Here is a 19261-nt window from a genome sequence, read left to right on the forward strand (position 1 = left end):
TTTTATTGTTCCATTTCAAAACTTTCTACAAAAGCAGCTAGTGCTGGTAATTGTGTACAATGTGAAGGATAAATATTATTAATATTTTTTTCTTTTAAATATTTAATAGTTTGTTTCGTTTGTACACCATTTTGTTTTAGATGAAAGCCACCCAAAACCGTTTTTACTTTATTTATACCAGTAATTTTACAAGCATACTCAATTATATTGCAAATACCAGCGTGAGAACAACCTGTTATAATTATTATTTCGTTATTTTGAATTACCGCTAAAGCTGAATCGTCTTCTACAAAATCTGGTTGATTAAAATCATCTATAAAATTTGTTGATTTTGCTTCAAAAGAATTGTTTCTAGGTATTGAACCTAAAAATATAATGTCTTTTGTAAGATAGTAAGGTTCAGAACTTTCAATCAAATTAAATTTTTCTTGAATTTCTTCTTTTGATAATTTCAATTCTATGTTAGAATTATCTTTTTCTCTGTACCTTTTTATAAAACTTTTTGGATGTGTAATTAAAGTTTTATTTTTTAAATATCGCAAACCATTTCCATGATCCCAATGTCTATGACTAAGCACTACTGTTTCAAGATCATCTATGTTAATATCTAAGGCTTTAGCATTTTTTATAAAAACATCTGTATTACCAACATCAAATAAAAATTTCACATTTTTATATTCAATAAAATAAGATAAACCATGTTCTCCTAAAAAGCCAGAACCAGCAAAATTTTCTGTAAGAATGGTTATTTTCATCCTACAAAACTTTTAAATTTATTAGCAATAACATTTTCTATAAAATGTGGAATCTTTTTAGGTAATCGCGATTTACTATCAACAAATACAACAGTAGATTTAGCTTTACTTAAAATTGTGTTTTGATCGTTTATAATTTCGAACTCAAAACTAAATCTAACTTTTGGTATCTTTTTAATTATTGTTTTTATAAAAATTTTTTCATCATAATGAGCAGGTTTTTTGTAAACGATATCAAAAGAAATTACAGGTAAAAGTATCTGATTTTTCTCTAAATTATTATCATCCAAATCTAATTTTCTTAACAACTCTGTACGCGCTTGATGACAATAAGACACATAATTTGCATGATAAACATACCCCATTTGATCCACTTCTCCATAACGTGGTCTTAGTTCAAAAATATCCGTAATCATTATAATAATTATATTTTTAAAACACTTAATATTACAATTGTTTTATTAAAGTACAATTCGATTTTTTTCTTCGACATTGACTAAAAGGTCTATTTTCTGGATACTTAAACTTTTCATCATCAGATTTTTTACATTTACCCAATTTCATACCTGTTTTAGGACCTAAATTTTCTGGACCACGTCTATTACAATTTGGCATAATTATTTATTTAAATTTATTAATTCATTTTTTTCATTATCAGGACAATCACCACAAATCTTAGGATCTTTAATTCCATCTATTAATTTGTAGCAAGTTTTACATTTAAACCAATTTTTATTAAACTCAAAATCTCCACCAGTTATTAAAATTGATTTTCCTTCTACAAAACCTTGTGCTACTTTTTTTATTGCACTATTATAAATTCTGGTAAGTGTTGGCCTAGAAACTTCCATTTTTGTGGCTGCCTCATCATGAGATAAATTATCATAAACAACTAACTTAACAGCCTCATATTCTTCATACTGCATAAAAATACGCTCTGTATTTCTAAACCTTATACCAAAAGGCTTAAACCCTAGCATTTTAGGGGGGTTATTAACTTTACGTTTTTTCTTTGGACGAGGCATTTTATAATTTTCTTACAAATATAATGAACTCACGTTCATTATAAACTTTTTTAGAGATTCAATTCTGAATAAAAAGTTAAAATGTTAATGAAACTTTTATCCATAAAAAAAGCATCCAATTTTAATTTGGATGCTTTTTTAAAATATCAAAAATAGAAAACTCTATTTACTCAAATACATTTTTCTGCGTGAGTATAAATCGTAAAAATCGTCGTCTTTTAAACTATCTATAAATAAAATACTTTCTCCTGTAGATTTCATTTCTGGTCCTAAACGTTTGTCTACATTTGGAAACTTATTAAAAGAAAAAACAGGTTGTTTTATTGCATAACCTTCTAATTGTGGGTTAAAATTAAAGTCAGTTACTTTCTTTTCTCCTAACATTACTTTTGTTGCAAAATTAACATAAGGTTCTTTGTACGCTTTTGCAATAAAAGGTACAGTTCTAGAGGCTCTTGGGTTTGCTTCTATAATGTAAACAATATCGTCTTTAATGGCAAATTGAATGTTTATTAAACCTACTGTTTTTAACTCTCTTGCAATAGTATGTGTATGGTCTATAATCTGTTGCATTACCAAATCTCCTAAATTAAAAGCGGGTAAAGTAGCGTTAGAATCTCCTGAGTGAATTCCACAAGGTTCAATATGCTCCATAATTCCGATAATGTACACATTACCATCAGCATCGCAAATTGCATCAGCTTCTGCTTCTATTGCACCATCTAAATAATGATCTAACAACAATTTGTTATTTGGTATTTTACGTAATAAATCTACTACATGTTCTACCAATTCTTCTTTGTTGATTACAATTTTCATTCCTTGGCCTCCTAAAACGTAAGAAGGTCTTACCAAAATTGGGAAATCTAATTGATCTGCCAATTCTAAAGCTTCGTCTGCATTTTCTGCCACACCAAACTCTGGATAAGGAATATTATTTTCTTTTAATAAAGTAGAGAATCTTCCTCTATCTTCTGCAATATCTAGAGCTTCAAAAGAAGTTCCTATAATTTTAATTCCGTATTTGGTTAACTTTTCTGCTAATTTTAGTGCAGTTTGTCCACCTAATTGTACAATTACACCTTCTGGTTTTTCGTGTCTGATGATATCGTAAATGTGTTCCCAAAATACTGGTTCGAAATATAATTTATCAGCTGTATCAAAATCCGTAGAAACAGTTTCAGGATTACAGTTGATCATAATAGTTTCGTAACCACATTCTGCAGCTGCTAAAACTCCATGCACACAACAATAATCGAACTCAATTCCTTGTCCAATTCTATTTGGTCCAGAACCTAAAACAACTATTTTCTTTTTATCTGTAACTATACTTTCGTTAGCAATTACAATATCTCCATTAGGAGTTTCGATCTCATTTTCGAAAGTTGAATAATAATAAGGTGTTTTTGCTTTAAATTCGGCAGCACAAGTATCTACTAATTTAAAAACACGTTGTACTTTTAGTTCGTCTCTTTTAGCATAAACTTCACTTTCTAAACAATCTAGCATGTGTGCTATTTGTCTATCTCCATAACCTTTTTGCTTGGCTTCTAAAAGTAAATCTCTTTGAATAGTGTCTATAGTATATGTAGATATTTCTTTTTGCAATTGAAATAACTCTTCATATTGCTTTAAATACCACATGTCAATTTTAGTGATAGCATAGATTTTACTCAAAGGAATTCCCATAGCAATGGCATCATAAATAGCAAAAATACGATCCCAACTTGCATTGGTTAATTTTTCTATGATTTCATTGTAATTGGTATATCCTTTACCATCTGCGCCCAATCCATTTCTTTTAATTTCAAGAGATTGTGTTGCTTTGTGTAATGCTTCTTGAAAAGAACGTCCAATACCCATTACCTCTCCAACAGCTTTCATTTGTAAACCTAAAGTTCTGTCTGAACCTTCGAATTTATCGAAATTCCAACGTGGTATTTTTACAATTACATAATCTAATGTTGGCTCAAATAAAGCTGATGTAGATTTTGTAATTCCATTTTCTAATTCATCTAAAGAATAACCAATGGCTAATTTCGTTGCCACTTTTGCAATAGGATAACCAGTTGCTTTACTCGCTAATGCTGATGAACGAGATACACGTGGATTAATTTCTATAGCAATAATATCTTCTTTTTCGTCTGGAGAAACTGCGAATTGCACATTACATCCACCTTCAAAATCTCCAATAGAACGCATCATATGTATAGCCATATCACGCATTTTTTGGTATGTTTTATCAGAAAGTGTCATTGCAGGAGCTACTGTAATAGAATCTCCTGTATGAATACCCATTGGATCCATATTTTCGATAGAACAAATAATTACAACATTATCATTCTTATCGCGTAACAATTCTAACTCATACTCTTTCCAACCCATCATGGCTTTATCAATCATCACTTCATGAATTGGTGATGCTTCTAAACCTCTTCTTAACAATTCATCAAAATCTTTTGGGTCGTATACAATTGATGCACCTGCACCTCCTAAGGTATAAGAAGATCTAATTACTAATGGAAAACCAAAGTCTTGCGCTATTTCTTTTCCTTTTAAGAAAGAAGTTGCAGTTTCTTGTGGCGCCATTGGAACTCCAATTTTACCCATTAGTTCTCTAAACTGCTCTCTATCTTCTGTAACATTAATGGCATTAATGTCTACACCTATCATTTTAACATCGAAGTCTTTCCAAATTCCTTTATCATCTGCTTCAATACATAAATTTAAAGCAGTTTGCCCACCCATTGTAGGTAAAACAGCATCAATTTGTGGATGCTCTTTTAAAATTTGAATAATTGATTTTGTAGTTAATGGCAACAAATAGACATGATCTGCCATTGATGGATCTGTCATAATAGTTGCTGGATTAGAATTGATTAAAATAGTTTCAATTCCGTCTTCTCTTAAAGAACGTAAAGATTGTGATCCAGAGTAATCGAATTCACAGGCCTGACCAATTACAATAGGTCCAGAACCAATAATTAAAATGGATTTAAGGTCTTCTCTTTTTGGCATTGTGTGTTATTAAAATGTTAAGTAATACAAAAATAGTTAGTGTTTGGGTATAAAAAAAGGCGTTACTAAAAAAGTAACACCTTATATATTAACAATTGTTAATCATTTATTTTTTATGTCTAGTTTCAGATGAAACAGAAATTTTCTTTCTTCCTTTTGCTCTTCTACGAGCTAATACTTTTCTACCATTAGCAGAAGCCATTCTCTCCATGAAACCGTGTTTGTTTCTTCTCTTTCTCTTTGATGGTTGATACGTTCTTTTTGGCATTATAATGTATTTTTAAAATCTTCTTTATTATTTTTTTGCTTAACGTTTTACCCCGTTAAAAGCGTGGGCAAATATACAACTGTTTTTATTTATGACAAACACAAATTAAAAAAAAATTAAAATATTTTTTAGAAGCACAAAATTAAGGATTTTTTGAATGTTTTTAGCTTTTTTATTTGTGATAAAAACAAGAGTTACTACTTTTGTACAAACCTAAAGTAAACATGCATAAAACTAAATACGTTTTTGTAACAGGAGGCGTAACATCTTCACTTGGAAAAGGAATTATTGCAGCTTCATTAGCTAAATTATTGCAAGAAAGAGGCTTTTCTGTAACTATTCAAAAACTAGATCCTTATATTAATATAGACCCAGGAACATTAAATCCGTACGAACATGGAGAATGTTATGTTACTGATGATGGTGCTGAAACCGATTTAGATCTAGGGCATTATGAACGTTATTTAAACATACCTACAAGTCAGGCTAATAACGTAACTACTGGTAGAATTTATCAATCTGTCATCAACAAAGAAAGAAAAGGAGACTTTTTAGGAAAAACGGTTCAAGTTATTCCTCATATTACTGATGAAATTAAACACAGAATCCAAATTTTAGGAGAAACTGGCGATTACGATATTGTAATTACAGAAATTGGTGGAACTGTTGGTGATATAGAATCTTTACCATATGTTGAGTCTGTAAGACAAATGTTGTGGGAAAAAGGAGAAGAAAATGCTATTGTTATTCACTTAACTTTAGTACCATATCTTGCTGCTGCTGGAGAGTTAAAAACAAAACCAACACAACACTCTGTAAAAATGTTAATGCAAAGTGGAGTGAGCCCTGATATTTTAGTATGTAGAACAGAACACGATATTTCTGATGACATTAAAAGAAAATTAGCATTATTCTGTAATGTTAAAAAAGAAGATGTTATACAATCTATAGATGCAGAAACTATTTATGATGTACCTAACTTAATGTTAGAAGAAGGTTTAGATACTGTAGTTTTAAAGAAATTACATTTAGAGTCTAAAAAAGAACCTAAATTAGAAACTTGGAACAACTTTTTACAAAAGCATAAAAATCCGACTTCTGAAGTAGAAATTGCTTTGATTGGTAAATATATAGAGTTACAAGATTCTTACAAATCTATTACAGAAGCATTTATTCATGCAGGTTCATCTAACGAAACCAAAGTAAATGTACGTTGGATTCACTCAGAAAGTTTAACCATTGACAATTACGAAGATCTATTAAAAGGTGTAAACGGAGTTTTAGTAGCACCAGGTTTTGGTGATCGTGGAATTGATGGTAAAATTAAAGCTGTACAATATGCAAGAGAAAATAATATTCCTTTCTTCGGAATTTGTTTAGGAATGCAAATGGCAGTAATTGAGTTTTCTAAAAATGTTTTAGGTTTAGTTGATGCTTTTTCTACAGAAATGAAAAAGAATTGTAAAAATCCAGTAATTAACTTAATGGAAAGCCAAGAAGATGTAACTGAAAAAGGGGGTACAATGCGTTTAGGTGCTTGGGACTGCACCCTTTTAGAAGGATCTAAGGCTTATAATGCTTATCAATCAGAAAAAATTAGCGAACGCCACAGACATCGTTATGAATTTAATAACGATTATAAAGATCAAATAGAACTAAAAGGAATGAAAGCAACTGGTATTAACCCAAAAACAGGTTTGGTAGAAGTTGTAGAAGTTACGAATCATCCTTGGTTTGTTGGTGTTCAATATCATCCAGAATATAAAAGTACGGTTCTAAAACCTCATCCTTTATTTGTAGATTTTATTAAAGCTGCCTTAAAACAATCTAAATTATAATTTTCGGAATACTAATTGAACTACTAAAAAGTATATAATTTAAAGCATAAAAATCAACCTAAATTCTGCTTTTTAACTACATTTGTCGCGATTTTCTCGAGAGATTTTCTTGAGTTAATGACAAATTGACATTTAACTTACACATGGAACAAAAAAAATTCGATTATAATTCTTTTATTGGAATGATTCTTCTTGGTGCAATAATGCTTTGGTATTTAAACACCAACAAACCAGAAGATATTGAGCAAAAATCTACTCCAGAAGTAGAAGAAACCACTGTTAACAATACAAACACAGCTAAAAGTGTTGCTCCTAGTTTTGCAAACGATTCTTTAAAACAAGTAGCTTTAACCAATAAATTGGGTGCGTTTGCACAAAGTGCCATTAATGGTACAGAAGGTACAACTGTAATTCAAAACAATCTTGTAAAATTAACGATTGATAATAAAGGTGGACAGATTGTAAAGGCTTTAATTAAGAATTATAAAACGCACGATTCACTTCCTTTATATATGATAAATGATAATAACGCATCATTTAACATCAATTTTGGAACAACAGACAACAGAATTTTAAATACGAAAGATTTATTTTTTGAGCCAAATTTATCTAAAAACGGAGAAAACTCAGTGTTATCAATGAAACTTAAAGTTTCTGATACTCAGTTTTTAGAATATAGATATGAAATTAAGCCTAAAAAATATATGGTCGATTTTTCTATACGATCGCAAGGTTTAAACTCGGTAATTAATTCTTCTAATCCTATTCATTTAGATTGGTCTTTAAAAGGATTTAGACACGAAAAAAGTATTAAAACTGAGAATACGATGTATACTAACTTATATTATAAATCTGAAGATGATGTAGATAATGTAAGTGCTGGTAATACTGAAGTTTTAAATGATGTAGATTGGGTTGCTTATAAACAACACTTTTTTACGTCGAATTTATTAACAGATACTCCTTTCGAAAATGCAACTGTAACTTCTAAAGACTTAGTAGAAAACGAAGAAATTGATACAGTTTTTACTAAAAGTTTTGCATTAAAAACACCATTGACTTTAGCTGGTGGAGAGTTGAATTATAATATGAAATGGTTTTACGGGCCAAGTGATTATAATTTATTAAAAACTTACGAAGGCACAGATTTAGACGAAACAGCAGATTTAGGTTGGGGAATTTTCGGTTTCTTAAACAGAACTGTTTTTTATCCTGTATTTAATTTCTTACAAGGCTTTTTATCAAACTACGGATTAATTATCATTTTAATGACGATTGTTGTAAGAATCTTAATGTCTCCTTTAGTATATAAATCATATTTGTCTAGTGCAAAAATGAAGGTCATCAGACCAGAGTTAACTGCCTTAAATGAAAAATATCCAGGAAAAGAAAATGCGATGAAGCGTCAACAAGAAACCATGGCAATTCAGCGAAAAGCTGGTGTTAATATGCTTTCTGGTTGTATACCAGCCTTATTACAAATGCCAGTATTCTTTGCATTATTTAAATTTTTCCCTACAAATTTAGCTTTAAGACAAGAAAGTTTTTTATGGGCACCAGATTTATCTTCTTACGATATTATTTTTAAATTACCATTCTCTATTCCTTTTTATGGAGACCATGTAAGTTTATTTCCAATTTTGGCATCTGTAGCTATTTTCTTTTATATGAAAATGAACCAAAGTCAGCAAGCAAATATGCAAGCGCCAACACAAGAAGGTATGCCAGATATGAGTAAGATGATGAAGTACATGATTTACTTCTCTCCTATTATGATGTTATTTTTCTTTAACAACTATGCAAGTTCATTGAGTTTGTATTACTTTATTTCTAACTTATTAACCATTACAATTATGTTAGTAATTAAGAATTATGTTATTGATGAAGATAAAATTCATGCACAAATAGAAGAAAATAAAAAACGTCCAGAAAAGAAGAAAAGTAAATTCAGACAACGTATAGATGATGCCATGAAGCAAGCTCAAGAACAACAAGCAAGACAACAAAAAAAATAAAGGGCAAAGCCTTTAGATTAGTTAAAACCCAAAGCAGTATTGTTTTGGGTTTTTTGATGACATTTATTACCAACATTTTAGATGCAAATCGTATTTTAGTAATCCAAAATTTAAGCATTTATGCAATCAAATCGTACATTAACGCTTTCTGAAGAAGAAATGAGAGCTTATGGTTATAAAGTAGTTGATACTATTGTAAATCACTTTAAAAATCAACATAAAAAAGACCCCATTTTTAATGCAAGCAGAAAAGAAATGGACTCTTTATTTTTAGAGCAAGCTCCAGAAGAAGGCAAAGACGCTGCAGAAGTTTTAGATTTTGTAATTGACAATGTTTTAGAAGCTACTGATATTTTATCACATCCTAAATCGTATTCTTTTGTTCCTGGGCCAAGCAACTATATTAGTGCAATGTCGGATAGTTTAGCTACCGGATTTAATATTTTTTCTGGTGGATGGGTTAATGCTCCTGCAGCTGCAGAATTAGAAATTGTTACTATAAATTGGCTTTTAAAATTATTTAAATTTCCAACTAAAAAAGGAGGAGGAATTTTTACAAGTGGTGGTTCTATGGCTAACTTAACTGCTTTAGTAACAGCTAGAAGACAAAAATGTGGAGATGATTTCTCTAAAGCTGTAATTTACCTTTCTGACCAAACGCATTCATCAAACATAAAAGCCATTAGAACTATTGGTTTTCGTAAAGAGCAAATACGAATTATACCCACAGATATTGAGTTTAAAGTTTCTATAAACAAATTAAAAAATGCTATTGCTAAAGACAAATTAGAAGGTTTACAACCTTTTTGCTTGATTGGAACTGCTGGTGCAACCAATACAGGAACTGTAGACCCTTTAGTAGCCATGAGTAAAATTTGTAAAGAAGAAAATATTTGGTTTCATGTTGATGCTGCTTATGGAGGTGCTGCTATTTTGGCAAAAAACGGACAACAATTATTAAAAGGAATACAAAAAGCAGATTCGATTACTGTAGATCCGCATAAATGGTTTTTTCAACCCTATGAGATGGGCTGTTTGTTGGTAAGAAATCACAAATGGTTGAGTGCTACATTTACAGAAAAACCAGAATATTTAAGAGATATTGAAGGTAATACTTCTGAGATAAATTTTTATGACCATGGGATACAACTAACAAGACGATTTAGAGCCTTAAAATTCTATATGTCTATTAAAACATTTGGTTTACAATCTTTTAGAGAAGCCATTGATTACTCAATTCAACTTGCAGAAAAAACAGAAGCTTTTCTAAGAAAAAGTGCCAATTGGGAAATTGTATCTCCTGCTACTTTAGGAATTATTAATTTTAGGTATAACCCGATTGTAAAAAAGCTATCAGAAAAAGATTTAGATCAACTCAATCAAAAAATATCTCAAGAAATTATAAATGCTAAAGAAGCCATGTTGGTTACAACTGTTTTACAAAAGCAAATTGTTTTACGAATGTGTTTGATAAACCCAAGAACTACTTTTGATGATGTAAAACAAACCTTAAAGCAATGTGAGGTTTATGGAAGAAATTTAACCGAATAAATTAGGCTTTATTATAAAAATCTGATGGAATATTTTTATTTTGTTTGTTCTTATACAAATTATAGCTAAAATGTTTGTGAATAGAATACGCACCAATTTCCCCCTGTTTATTTACAGCAATGTAACCCACTTGAAAATTTTTATAATTACTATTAGGTTTACTAACAATTCTAGCAATAGCTTCTTCGCAAGCTTCTTGTGGCGATTTTCCTTGTCGCATTAACTCTACAATTAAAAAGCTACCTACAGTTTTTAAAACTTCTTCTCCTAAACCTGTTGCAGCTGCTCCTCCAATTTCATTATCAACAAAAAGTCCACCTCCAATTATTGGAGAATCTCCTACTCTTCCTGCCATTTTAAACGCCAATCCACTTGTGGTACAAGCACCAGAAATATTTCCGTTTTTATCAATTGCTAACATTCCAATAGTATCATGATTTTCGATATTAATGATAGGTTTATATTCTGATTTTACTTTCCATTCTTCCCAAGCTCTTTTACTATTTTCAGTTAATAAATTTTCTCTTTTAAAACCTTTAGAAACTGCAAATTGTTCTGCTCCATCACCAATTAACATTACATGAGGCGTATCTTCCATTACTTTTCTAGCCACAGATATTACATGAGTTATATTTTTAACACCCAAAACTGCTCCATAATTCCCTGTTTCATCCATAATACAAGCATCTAAAGTTACATTTCCATCTCTATCTGGTAATCCTCCTTTACCAACAGTTTGATTTTTAATGTTAGCTTCTTCAATTCTACAGCCTTGCTCTACAACATCTAAGGCAGAAGCTCCTTTTTCTAAAAGTGCTGCTGCAGTATCTACAGCTAAAGGAGTTCTCCATGTAGCAATTACCAAAGGTTTAATTGCTTTATTTTGAGGCAAAAGTTTTTTTTCTTCTAGTTTAGAATTGGCTTTCCCCATAAATGATGATGCCATTGTTAACAAACCCAAACTTGTTACAGACGTCTTTTTTATAAAATTTCTTCTCTTCATTATAACTTCTTTAGTCACTAAAATCTAAAATACAATCCTAAAGTTAAATTAAAGATAAAAAAAACTTAAATTCTCATTAAATTCAACTAAAAACTTAGTTTTATGAATGAATACTAATTATATTAGCTATATAAATTAATTTAAACCCAAAATTCTATGAAAAAAACATTATTAATTTTATTTCTAGCTGTTTGTACAAAATCTTTTTATGCACAAACTAAAATGGATAACAAAATACCAATTGATGCAAGCGTTAAAATTGGAAAACTTTCTAACGGATTAACCTATTACATTAAAAACAATGGCAAACCAGCCAATAAAGTAGAACTTCGTTTGGCTATAAATGCAGGTTCTATTTTAGAAGACGAAGATCAATTGGGTGTTGCACATTTTATGGAGCACATGAATTTTAATGGAACTAAAAACTTTAAAAAAAATGAATTAATAGATTATTTACAATCTATAGGAGTAAAGTTTGGTGCAGATTTAAATGCTTACACTGGCTTTGACCAAACTGTTTATATTTTACCTATTCCCAGTGATGATGAAGCCAAACTAGACAAAGGATTTCAAATTATTAGAGATTGGGCTGGTAGTGCATTGTTAGAAGATAAAGATATTGATGACGAACGTGGTGTAGTTTTAGAAGAATATAGATCTAGACGTGGTGCAGACAGCAGAATGATGGAAAAATATTTACCAAAATTAATGTACGGTTCTAAATATGCAGATCGATTACCTATTGGAACTGAAGAAAGCATTAAAAACTTTTCGTACGAAAGCATCAGACGTTTTCAAAAAGATTGGTACAGACCAGATTTAATGGCTGTAATTGCTGTGGGTGATGTTGATGTTGCGCAACTAGAAAACAAAATTCAAAAGTATTTTAGTGATATACCTACACAAGAAAACCCAAGAGAAAGACCTTCGTTTTCTATAAAAAATCACGAAGAAACTTTTATCTCTATAGAAGCAGACAAAGAATCTCCTTTTTCTAGAGTACAATTAATGTATAAAGATTACGAAGACGCTAAACCAACAGAAACTGTTGTAGCTTTCAGAAAATCTATCATAGAATCTTTATTTTCTCAAATGCTAAATAATCGTTTAGACGAATTAAGAAATGGAGAAAATCCGCCATTTATTTTTGGTTTCAGTTATCATGGAGGCACTTATGCAAGAAACAGAGAAGCTTATCAATCTGTAGCAAACACAAGTGCAGATGGTCAATTAAAAGGTCTTGAAGCTTTGTTAGAAGAAAGTGAACGCGTTAAACGTTATGGTTTTACAAGTGGCGAATTAGAAAGAGCCAAAAAGAATGTTTTATCGCGTTTAGAAAAATCTTATAATGATCGTGATAAAAATGAATCTGGTAGAATTATAAGCGCATATATCAATCACTTTTTAGATAAAAGTCCGATTCCAGGAATAGCTTGGACTTTTGAGATGAATAAAAAATTATTACCGACAATTAATCTAGAAGAAGTAAATAAAGTTATCCAAAATTTTATTCATGATGATAATAGAGTAATCATTATTACAGGGCCAAAAAAGGTTGTTACAGATCAGCAAGTTTTAGATGCTTTAAACAATGTAAAAACTAAAGAATTAAAACCTTACGAAGACAAAGAAGTTGCAGCATCTTTAATTACAGATCTACCAACAATGGGTAAAATTGTTAGCGCTTTTAAAAATGATGAATTAGGCACAAAAACTTTTGTTTTAGAAAATGGAGCAAAAATAACTTACAAAAAAACTGATTTTAAAAATGATGAAATCTTATTTACAGCCTTCAGTTTTGGTGGAACTTCTTTATATTCTGATGACGAATTAAAAGCAACTTCGTTTGCCAATGGCGCTTTAACTGATGCTGGTGTAAATGGCTATACCATTTCTGATATGAGAAAAATGATGTCTGGTAAAATTGCTCGTGTAAGACCTTACATTAGTGGTTTAAGCGAAGGTTTTAATGGTTCTGCTTCACCTAAAAATTTAGAAGAACTTTTTCAGTTGGTACATTTATATTTTACAGCTTTAAATAAAGATGATAAAGCTTTTAAATCTTCTATAAATAAAAACAAAAGCTTTTTAGGCAACTTATTAGCAAGCCCTAATTTCTATTTCCAGAAAGAAATGTCAGATTTTATGAACAAAGGCAATACTAGATATACAGGTTTTCCTTCTGAAGAAAAATACGATGCTGCAGATTATGATTTAGCTTACGCCAAATACAAAGAGCGTTTTGCAGATGCTGGAGATTTTAATTTTTATTTTGTTGGTAATATTGATGAAAGAAAATTAGCAGAATATGCAATGAAATATATTGCAAGTTTACCTGGCAAAAATGCTAATGAAACCTATAAAGTAAGTACTTTTAGACCTCTAAAAGGTTCTCATACCAAAATAGTAGAAAAAGGAAAAGACCCAAAAAGTAATGTAAGAATTACTTATCAAGGAGAAACTACTTTTGATAAAAAAGAGGCTTTGGCTTTTAAAAGTTTAAGTGATATTGTTGGTATAAAATTAACCGAAAAATTACGCGAAGAAGAAGGTGGCGTGTACTCTTCTAGAACAAGTGGAACTATTTCTAAAATTCCTTATGGACGATATAGCTTTACCATTTCTTTTCCTTGTGCTCCAGAAAATGTAGACAAACTTAAAGATATTGCCATCGCAGAAATTAATGCTATTGTTAAAAATGGGCCTTCTGAAGAAGATTTAATGAAAACTAAAAAAGCACAAATTTTAGATCATAAAGAAAGTGTTAAGAGAAATAGATATTGGCTAAACTTGATTAAAAATATCGATTATTTAAAAAATGATGTTGCTGATGCTTCTAATTTTGAAGAAAAAGTAAACGCTTTAACCAAAGAAGATATACAATTGGTAGCTAAAAAATATTTAACTAAAGGTTATATTTTAGGAATATTAAATCCGGAGAAATAACAGACAAACATTTTTACAAATATAAGCTCTCAAGAAATTGGGAGCTTTATTTTTTACGCAAAAACTGACTTTGTAAAAAACCCAAACCATAACCAAAAAACTGAGTGACTGAAGTTATAATACTTAAAACAGCAACTAATACTCCGTTTTTAAAAAGTGAATCGAAAAATATAGCTAAGAAATACAAATAATAACAACTAAATAAGGTTAAAGAACCAAATAATGCTAATAAAATACTTAGGGTAAAACCAACAATAAAAACACTTGGAAACCAATAGGTTATTTTTGCTGATGTTGGATATTTCCGATTTAAAATAGGTCTTGCTGTTCCAAAACCAAAAGTTTGTTTAAAAAATTGTGGAATAGAACTTCTGCGTTTATGATACACAAAAGCAGTTTCTATTAATTGAGTTTCGAAATTATTTTCCCAAAGTCTAAAAGTTAAATCGATATCTTCTCCGTTTTTCATTTTAGAAAAACCTTGTGTTTTTTCGAATGCTATTTTAGACAAACCAAAATTAAAACTTCTTAGTTGAAATTTACCCACTGATTTTTTTTTGCCTCGAATTCCGCCAGTAGTTAATACAGAAGTCATGGAATAATTAATGGCTTTTTGTAAAACTGTAAAATTTTTATGTGCTGCATCTGGACCACCAAAAGCATCTGTATAATTAGTTTGTAGTGTTTTTGCTACTTCTGACAAATAGTGTTCTGGAACAATTACATCCGAATCTAAAACAATATAATAATTGCCAGAAGCTTTTTGCATTCCGAAATTTCGGCTTGCTCCTGCTCCACTGTTTTCTTTAAAAAAGTATTTTAAATTTAATTTCGATTTGTACTTTTCTACAATTAATTCACTTTTTTCTGATGAACCATCTTCTATAATTAAAACTTGAAAATCTTCTGAATACGTTTGTTGTGTTAAACTTTCTAATAACTCGTCAATTTCTTTTGGACGATTATAAACAGGTATTATTAAAGAAAAGTTTAGTTTTTTCAAGTGTTCTGTGTTCTGTGTTCTGTGTTCAAAAGTAAAAAATGCAAACCGAAATTGATTTGCATTTTTTAATTTTTATAAAAAGTATTTATTAATTTGATGTAATGATTTAAAATTCATGAATCTAGTGAAAGTAATATTGAAATGATATTTTCGTATCTTTGATAAAAACGTTAAAAATGGATTTACAATCAAGAAAATTAGAACTTATACAAGAATTATTAAAGGTTCAAAGTGAAGATGTGATTATACGCCTTGAAAAAATCCTAAAAAAAGAAAATAAAAACTCTGAAAACTCTGATTTTAAACCAATGACAATTGAAGAATTTAATTCTCGAATTGACAAATCTATGAATGACTCCAGAAATGGTAAATTAATAGAGTCAAGTGAATTAAAAGCTGAAATTGATAAATGGAATTAAAATTATTTTGACCAGATTTCTCTAAAAAAGAACTTGCTAAAATTTATAAATACTACAGAGAAAAAGCAGGAATTAGAATTGCTAAAAAACTTGTAAACGGAATTCATTCTGAGGCTCTAAAACTTAAAAACCAACCAGAAATGGGGCAAGAAGAAGAACTTTTAAAAAATAGAGAAGAAGATTTTAGATACTTAGTCTATAAAAATTATAAAATCATTTACTGGATAAATTACAAACAGAATCAAATTGAAATAAATGATATTTTTGATACACGACAAAATCCAATAAAAATAGAACGAAAAACATAGCAACAAAATTATTAACTAATTAGATGATAATAGAGTTTTTTATATATTTTATTCTACCTGTAAATTTCAGAAATTACACAGCTTTACATTTATAAACTAAACAAGTTTGCAATTCGCTTGCAAACTTGTTTAGCCCAGATTGAAGTGGCATCCTTTTTTTGTTTTTTCAAAAAAAGATATAACGTAAAGCTGGAAATAGCTTCTAAAAATATTACTCAAACTTTTCCATTACAGGATCGCTTACTCCCATATTAGAGAATCCACCATCGTGAAATAAATTCTGTAAAGTAACTTTTCTAGTTAAATCTGAGAACATAGAAATGGTATAATCTGCACATTCTAAAGCTGTTGCATTACCTAAAGGACTCATTTTTTCGGCATATTCTATAAAACCATCAAAACCTTTTACTCCACTACCAGCTGTTGTTGGTGTTGGCGATTGAGAAATTGTGTTTACACGAACTTTATGATCTCTACCAAAAAAGTAACCAAAACTACGTGCAATACTCTCTAAATAAGCTTTGTTGTCTGCCATATCATTATAATCTGGAAAAACTCTTTGTGCAGCCATATAGGTTAATGCTACTATAGAACCCCACTCAGACATTGCTTTTTTGTTATATAAAACATTCATTACTTTATGAAAAGAAAGTGCTGAAATATCCCAACCTTTTGTGGTGAAATCGTAATTTGGATCTGTATAATGTTTTCCTTTTCTTACGTTTACAGACATACCTATAGAGTGTAAAACAAAGTCGATTTTACCTCCTAAAATTTCCATAGATTGTTCTACTAAAGCTGTTATATCTTCTAAAGAAGTTGCATCTGCAGCAATTACTTGAGAACCTGTTTTTTCTGCAAGTGCATTTAATTGCCCCATTCTTAAAGCAATTGGCGCATTTGTTAACACAAATTCTGCACCTTCTTCATGCGCTCTTTCTGCTACTTTCCAAGCAATAGATTGCTCGTTTAAAGCACCAAATATAATTCCTTTTTTTCCTTTTAATAAGTTGTACATAATACTAGTTATAGGCTTCTCTGTTTTTAATAATTTTTTAAACTGTAATAAAAAGAAGCGGTTTAGATTTGTTAATTTAATTGTGCAAATATATCTATTACTTGCTTTTATTAAAACATAAGTTGTTCAAAAAATTCGTTAAGAAATTTATAAACTTAAAAGTTCTTTTGCGTGTGTTAAAGCAGAATCAGAAATATCTTTACCACTTAACATTTCTGCAATTTCTTTAATTCTTTCTTCTGTAGTTAATTGCTTTAAATTGGTAGTTGTAACCCCTTTTACTTCTTTTTTAAATACCTTATAATGGTTTTTTCCTTGAGATGCAATTTGTGGTAAATGCGTTATTGCAATAACTTGCATATGTTTGCCCATTTGCTGCATTATTGCTGCAATTTTGTTTGAGACTTCACCTGAAACTCCTGTATCTATTTCATCGAAAATAATGGTTGGTAATTGTGTGTTTTCTGATAAAACTTTTTTTACAGACAGCATTATTCTTGATAACTCTCCACCAGAAGCTACTTTTTTCAATTCGCCAAAACTACCGCCTTTATTTGCAGAAAATAAAAATTCTAATTCGTCTTTTCCGTTAGAAAAATAGTTTTTAGTTGGGTTTATTTTGATAGAAAATCTTGCGTTTTCCATGCCTAATTCCGATAGTAAAAATTGCAATTCTTTAGTTAATTTAGGTATTGAAGCTACTCTGCTTTTTGTAATTAAACCTGCTAGTTTGTCTAATTTACTAGCAACATCATCAATCTCTTTTTGTTTGTTATTGATGGTTTCTTCTGCATTTTCTACTTGACTTACTTTTTCTGATAGATCTTCTAAAACTGATAGTAATTCTTTATTAGAAGCCACAGCATGTTTTTTCTGTAAATTGTAAATCAGTTGTAAACGATCGTTTAATTCTTCGATTTCATTCGGATTAAAATCGACGTTTTCATTGGCATTTTCTAGTTCAGAAATTACATCATCAATTTCAATTTTTACTGATGTTACTCTTTCTGATAATTCTTGATATTTTTTAGAAAAAGAAGCTATTTTTATCAATCTATTTTCTAAAGTATTTAATAAACTTTGTAAACCAATTTCTTCGTTTATAGAAATTTCTAAAGCTTCTGATAAATTGAGCTTTATGTCTTCTATATTATTTAATTGCTCTAGTTTTTCTTCTAACTCTTCTTGTTCATCAACTTTTAAATTGGCCTCTTCTAATTCATTAAACAAATGCAAATTGTATTCGTATTGCTGATTTGCTTCTTTTTGAACAGCTTCTAATTCTCTTAGTTCTTTTTTTAGCTGATTAAGTTTTGCATAACCTCTTTTGTAAGAAGCAATTTTCTCTTTGTTTTTTGCTAAAGCATCTAAAATAGAAAACTGAAAACTGTTGTCTGATAATTGCAAAGTTTGATGTTGTGAATGCACATCTATTAACTTTGTTCTTAATTCGTTTAACACAGATAAACGAACAGGTGTATCATTTACAAAAGCACGTGATTTACCTGATGGTAAAATTTCTCTTCTAATGATGGTTTCATTTTCATAATCTAAATCGACATCATTAAAAAAATCGTTTAGATTATAATTTGCAATATCTAACCTGGCTTCTACAACACATTTTTTAGAAGTATCTTTTAAAGAAGATAAATCTGCTCTATTACCTAAAACCAAACCAAGTGCACCCAACAAAATGGATTTACCTGCACCAGTTTCTCCAGTAATTATAGATAAACCAGAAGAAAAATCAATAGCTAATTGATTGATTAACGCGTAGTTATTTATAGAAAGTTGTGTAAGCAAGTTCTCTTAATTTTAAACAATAAAATTAGTGAAATTTTAAAGAATACTAAACTAGTTTTTTTAATAATCATTGTAAAAATTTGGTTAGATTATTTGGGTCTTGTAGGTTGTTAAAAAAAAAAGTAATAATTCTACATTCTTTGTAGTTATTTGGCAGTATAAAGTAATTTGTTTTAGAAATTCTACCTTATGAATAGTTATATCTTTTTCCCATTTTTTAAAAGTTTCTGGGCTTAATTTTAAAATTAATTTCTACTTTTTCTGATCAATGTGTTTCTAAATAATCAATAT

General features: G+C 29.7%; 15 protein-coding genes and 1 pseudogene. 6 read left to right on the forward strand and 10 right to left on the reverse strand.

Annotated features, from left to right (window positions below; all coding sequences use genetic code 11):
- Window positions 1-2: 2 nt before the first annotated feature.
- The 6 genes from ACWYN7_RS06510 to rpmH all read right to left on the reverse strand — a co-directional run bounded on the left by ACWYN7_RS06510 (window position 3) and on the right by rpmH (window position 5066).
- On the reverse strand, window positions 3-755 hold the full coding sequence (locus ACWYN7_RS06510) for an MBL fold metallo-hydrolase (protein WP_462859051.1): 753 nt from the start codon (window positions 753-755) through the stop codon (window positions 3-5).
- On the reverse strand, window positions 752-1171 hold the full coding sequence (locus ACWYN7_RS06515; protein WP_462859052.1) for an acyl-CoA thioesterase: 420 nt from the start codon (window positions 1169-1171) through the stop codon (window positions 752-754). Before ACWYN7_RS06515 ends, ACWYN7_RS06510 begins: the two co-directional genes overlap by 4 nt.
- Before the next feature lie 31 nt (window positions 1172-1202).
- A complete protein-coding gene (locus tag ACWYN7_RS06520; protein WP_462859053.1) occupies window positions 1203-1370 on the reverse strand; it encodes a DUF5320 family protein in 168 nt (55 codons plus the stop codon).
- Window positions 1371-1372: 2 nt separating this feature from the next.
- Window positions 1373-1780: a DUF134 domain-containing protein gene (locus ACWYN7_RS06525; protein WP_462859054.1), complete on the reverse strand. Its 408-nt coding sequence runs from the start codon at window positions 1778-1780 to the stop codon at window positions 1373-1375.
- Window positions 1781-1942: 162 nt separating this feature from the next.
- Complete coding sequence (carB, locus tag ACWYN7_RS06530) at window positions 1943-4798, reverse strand: carbamoyl-phosphate synthase large subunit (protein ID WP_462859055.1); 2856 nt, start codon at window positions 4796-4798, stop codon at window positions 1943-1945.
- Between the two features lie 106 nt (window positions 4799-4904).
- A complete protein-coding gene (gene rpmH / locus ACWYN7_RS06535) occupies window positions 4905-5066 on the reverse strand; it encodes a 50S ribosomal protein L34 (protein WP_026775082.1) in 162 nt (53 codons plus the stop codon).
- Between the two features lie 224 nt (window positions 5067-5290).
- On the opposite strand from rpmH, the gene ACWYN7_RS06540 reads away from it, so the two are divergent.
- The 3 genes from ACWYN7_RS06540 (at window position 5291) to ACWYN7_RS06550 (ending at window position 10470) form a co-directional block, all read left to right on the forward strand.
- Window positions 5291-6904 carry a CTP synthase gene (locus ACWYN7_RS06540; protein ID WP_462859056.1) on the forward strand — a complete coding sequence of 538 codons (1614 nt, stop codon included), beginning with the start codon at window positions 5291-5293 and terminating at the stop codon, window positions 6902-6904.
- 143 nt (window positions 6905-7047) lie between these two features.
- On the forward strand, window positions 7048-8919 hold the full coding sequence (gene yidC / locus ACWYN7_RS06545) for a membrane protein insertase YidC (protein WP_462859057.1): 1872 nt from the start codon (window positions 7048-7050) through the stop codon (window positions 8917-8919).
- Between the two features lie 120 nt (window positions 8920-9039).
- The gene (locus ACWYN7_RS06550) at window positions 9040-10470 is read left to right on the forward strand and encodes a pyridoxal phosphate-dependent decarboxylase family protein (protein WP_462859058.1); all 1431 of its coding nucleotides are present in this window, start codon (window positions 9040-9042) and stop codon (window positions 10468-10470) included.
- A 1-nt stretch (window position 10471) separates the two neighbouring features.
- On the opposite strand, the gene ACWYN7_RS06555 is transcribed toward ACWYN7_RS06550, so the two are convergent.
- Window positions 10472-11473, reverse strand: coding sequence for an isoaspartyl peptidase/L-asparaginase family protein (locus ACWYN7_RS06555; protein WP_462859059.1), 1002 nt, complete (start codon window positions 11471-11473; stop codon window positions 10472-10474).
- A 156-nt stretch (window positions 11474-11629) separates the two neighbouring features.
- On the opposite strand from ACWYN7_RS06555, the gene ACWYN7_RS06560 reads away from it, so the two are divergent.
- Window positions 11630-14419, forward strand: a complete 2790-nt coding sequence (locus ACWYN7_RS06560; protein WP_462859060.1) for a M16 family metallopeptidase — start codon at window positions 11630-11632, stop codon at window positions 14417-14419.
- A 46-nt stretch (window positions 14420-14465) separates the two neighbouring features.
- On the opposite strand, the gene ACWYN7_RS06565 is transcribed toward ACWYN7_RS06560, so the two are convergent.
- Window positions 14466-15422, reverse strand: a complete 957-nt coding sequence (locus ACWYN7_RS06565) for a glycosyltransferase family 2 protein (RefSeq protein ID WP_462859061.1) — start codon at window positions 15420-15422, stop codon at window positions 14466-14468.
- Window positions 15423-15598: 176 nt separating this feature from the next.
- Between ACWYN7_RS06565 and ACWYN7_RS06570 the strand changes: the two genes are divergently transcribed.
- Both ACWYN7_RS06570 and ACWYN7_RS06575 read left to right on the forward strand, forming a co-directional pair.
- Window positions 15599-15841 carry a hypothetical protein gene (locus ACWYN7_RS06570; protein ID WP_462859062.1) on the forward strand — a complete coding sequence of 81 codons (243 nt, stop codon included), beginning with the start codon at window positions 15599-15601 and terminating at the stop codon, window positions 15839-15841.
- 35 nt (window positions 15842-15876) lie between these two features.
- A pseudogene (locus tag ACWYN7_RS06575) lies at window positions 15877-16149 on the forward strand (type II toxin-antitoxin system RelE/ParE family toxin); the annotation flags it as partial.
- 211 nt (window positions 16150-16360) lie between these two features.
- Here ACWYN7_RS06575 and ACWYN7_RS06580 read toward each other — a convergent pair.
- Window positions 16361-17167 carry an enoyl-ACP reductase FabI gene (locus tag ACWYN7_RS06580; RefSeq protein WP_462859064.1) on the reverse strand — a complete coding sequence of 269 codons (807 nt, stop codon included), beginning with the start codon at window positions 17165-17167 and terminating at the stop codon, window positions 16361-16363.
- 147 nt (window positions 17168-17314) lie between these two features.
- Window positions 17315-18970, reverse strand: coding sequence for a DNA repair protein RecN (recN, locus tag ACWYN7_RS06585; RefSeq protein WP_462859065.1), 1656 nt, complete (start codon window positions 18968-18970; stop codon window positions 17315-17317).
- Between the last annotated feature and the right edge of the window lie 291 nt (window positions 18971-19261).

The sequence above is a fragment of the Polaribacter sp. M10 genome (genome assembly GCF_054968445.1).

Excerpts from the sequence above, each read along its gene's own strand:
- rpmH (WP_026775082.1), bottom strand. The coding sequence starts at position 5,066 with ATGCCAAAAAGAACGTATCAACCATCAAAGAGAAAGAGAAGAAACAAA.
- ACWYN7_RS06540 (WP_462859056.1), top strand. The coding sequence starts at position 5,291 with ATGCATAAAACTAAATACGTTTTTGTAACAGGAGGCGTAACATCTTCA.
- ACWYN7_RS06510 (WP_462859051.1), bottom strand. The coding sequence starts at position 755 with ATGAAAATAACCATTCTTACAGAAAATTTTGCTGGTTCTGGCTTTTTA.
- ACWYN7_RS06555 (WP_462859059.1), bottom strand. The coding sequence starts at position 11,473 with ATGAAGAGAAGAAATTTTATAAAAAAGACGTCTGTAACAAGTTTGGGT.
- ACWYN7_RS06560 (WP_462859060.1), top strand. The coding sequence starts at position 11,630 with ATGAAAAAAACATTATTAATTTTATTTCTAGCTGTTTGTACAAAATCT.
- yidC (WP_462859057.1), top strand. The coding sequence starts at position 7,048 with ATGGAACAAAAAAAATTCGATTATAATTCTTTTATTGGAATGATTCTT.
- ACWYN7_RS06580 (WP_462859064.1), bottom strand. The coding sequence starts at position 17,167 with ATGTACAACTTATTAAAAGGAAAAAAAGGAATTATATTTGGTGCTTTA.
- ACWYN7_RS06550 (WP_462859058.1), top strand. The coding sequence starts at position 9,040 with ATGCAATCAAATCGTACATTAACGCTTTCTGAAGAAGAAATGAGAGCT.
- ACWYN7_RS06525 (WP_462859054.1), bottom strand. The coding sequence starts at position 1,780 with ATGCCTCGTCCAAAGAAAAAACGTAAAGTTAATAACCCCCCTAAAATG.
- carB (WP_462859055.1), bottom strand. The coding sequence starts at position 4,798 with ATGCCAAAAAGAGAAGACCTTAAATCCATTTTAATTATTGGTTCTGGA.
- ACWYN7_RS06515 (WP_462859052.1), bottom strand. The coding sequence starts at position 1,171 with ATGATTACGGATATTTTTGAACTAAGACCACGTTATGGAGAAGTGGAT.
- ACWYN7_RS06570 (WP_462859062.1), top strand. The coding sequence starts at position 15,599 with ATGGATTTACAATCAAGAAAATTAGAACTTATACAAGAATTATTAAAG.
- ACWYN7_RS06520 (WP_462859053.1), bottom strand. The coding sequence starts at position 1,370 with ATGCCAAATTGTAATAGACGTGGTCCAGAAAATTTAGGTCCTAAAACA.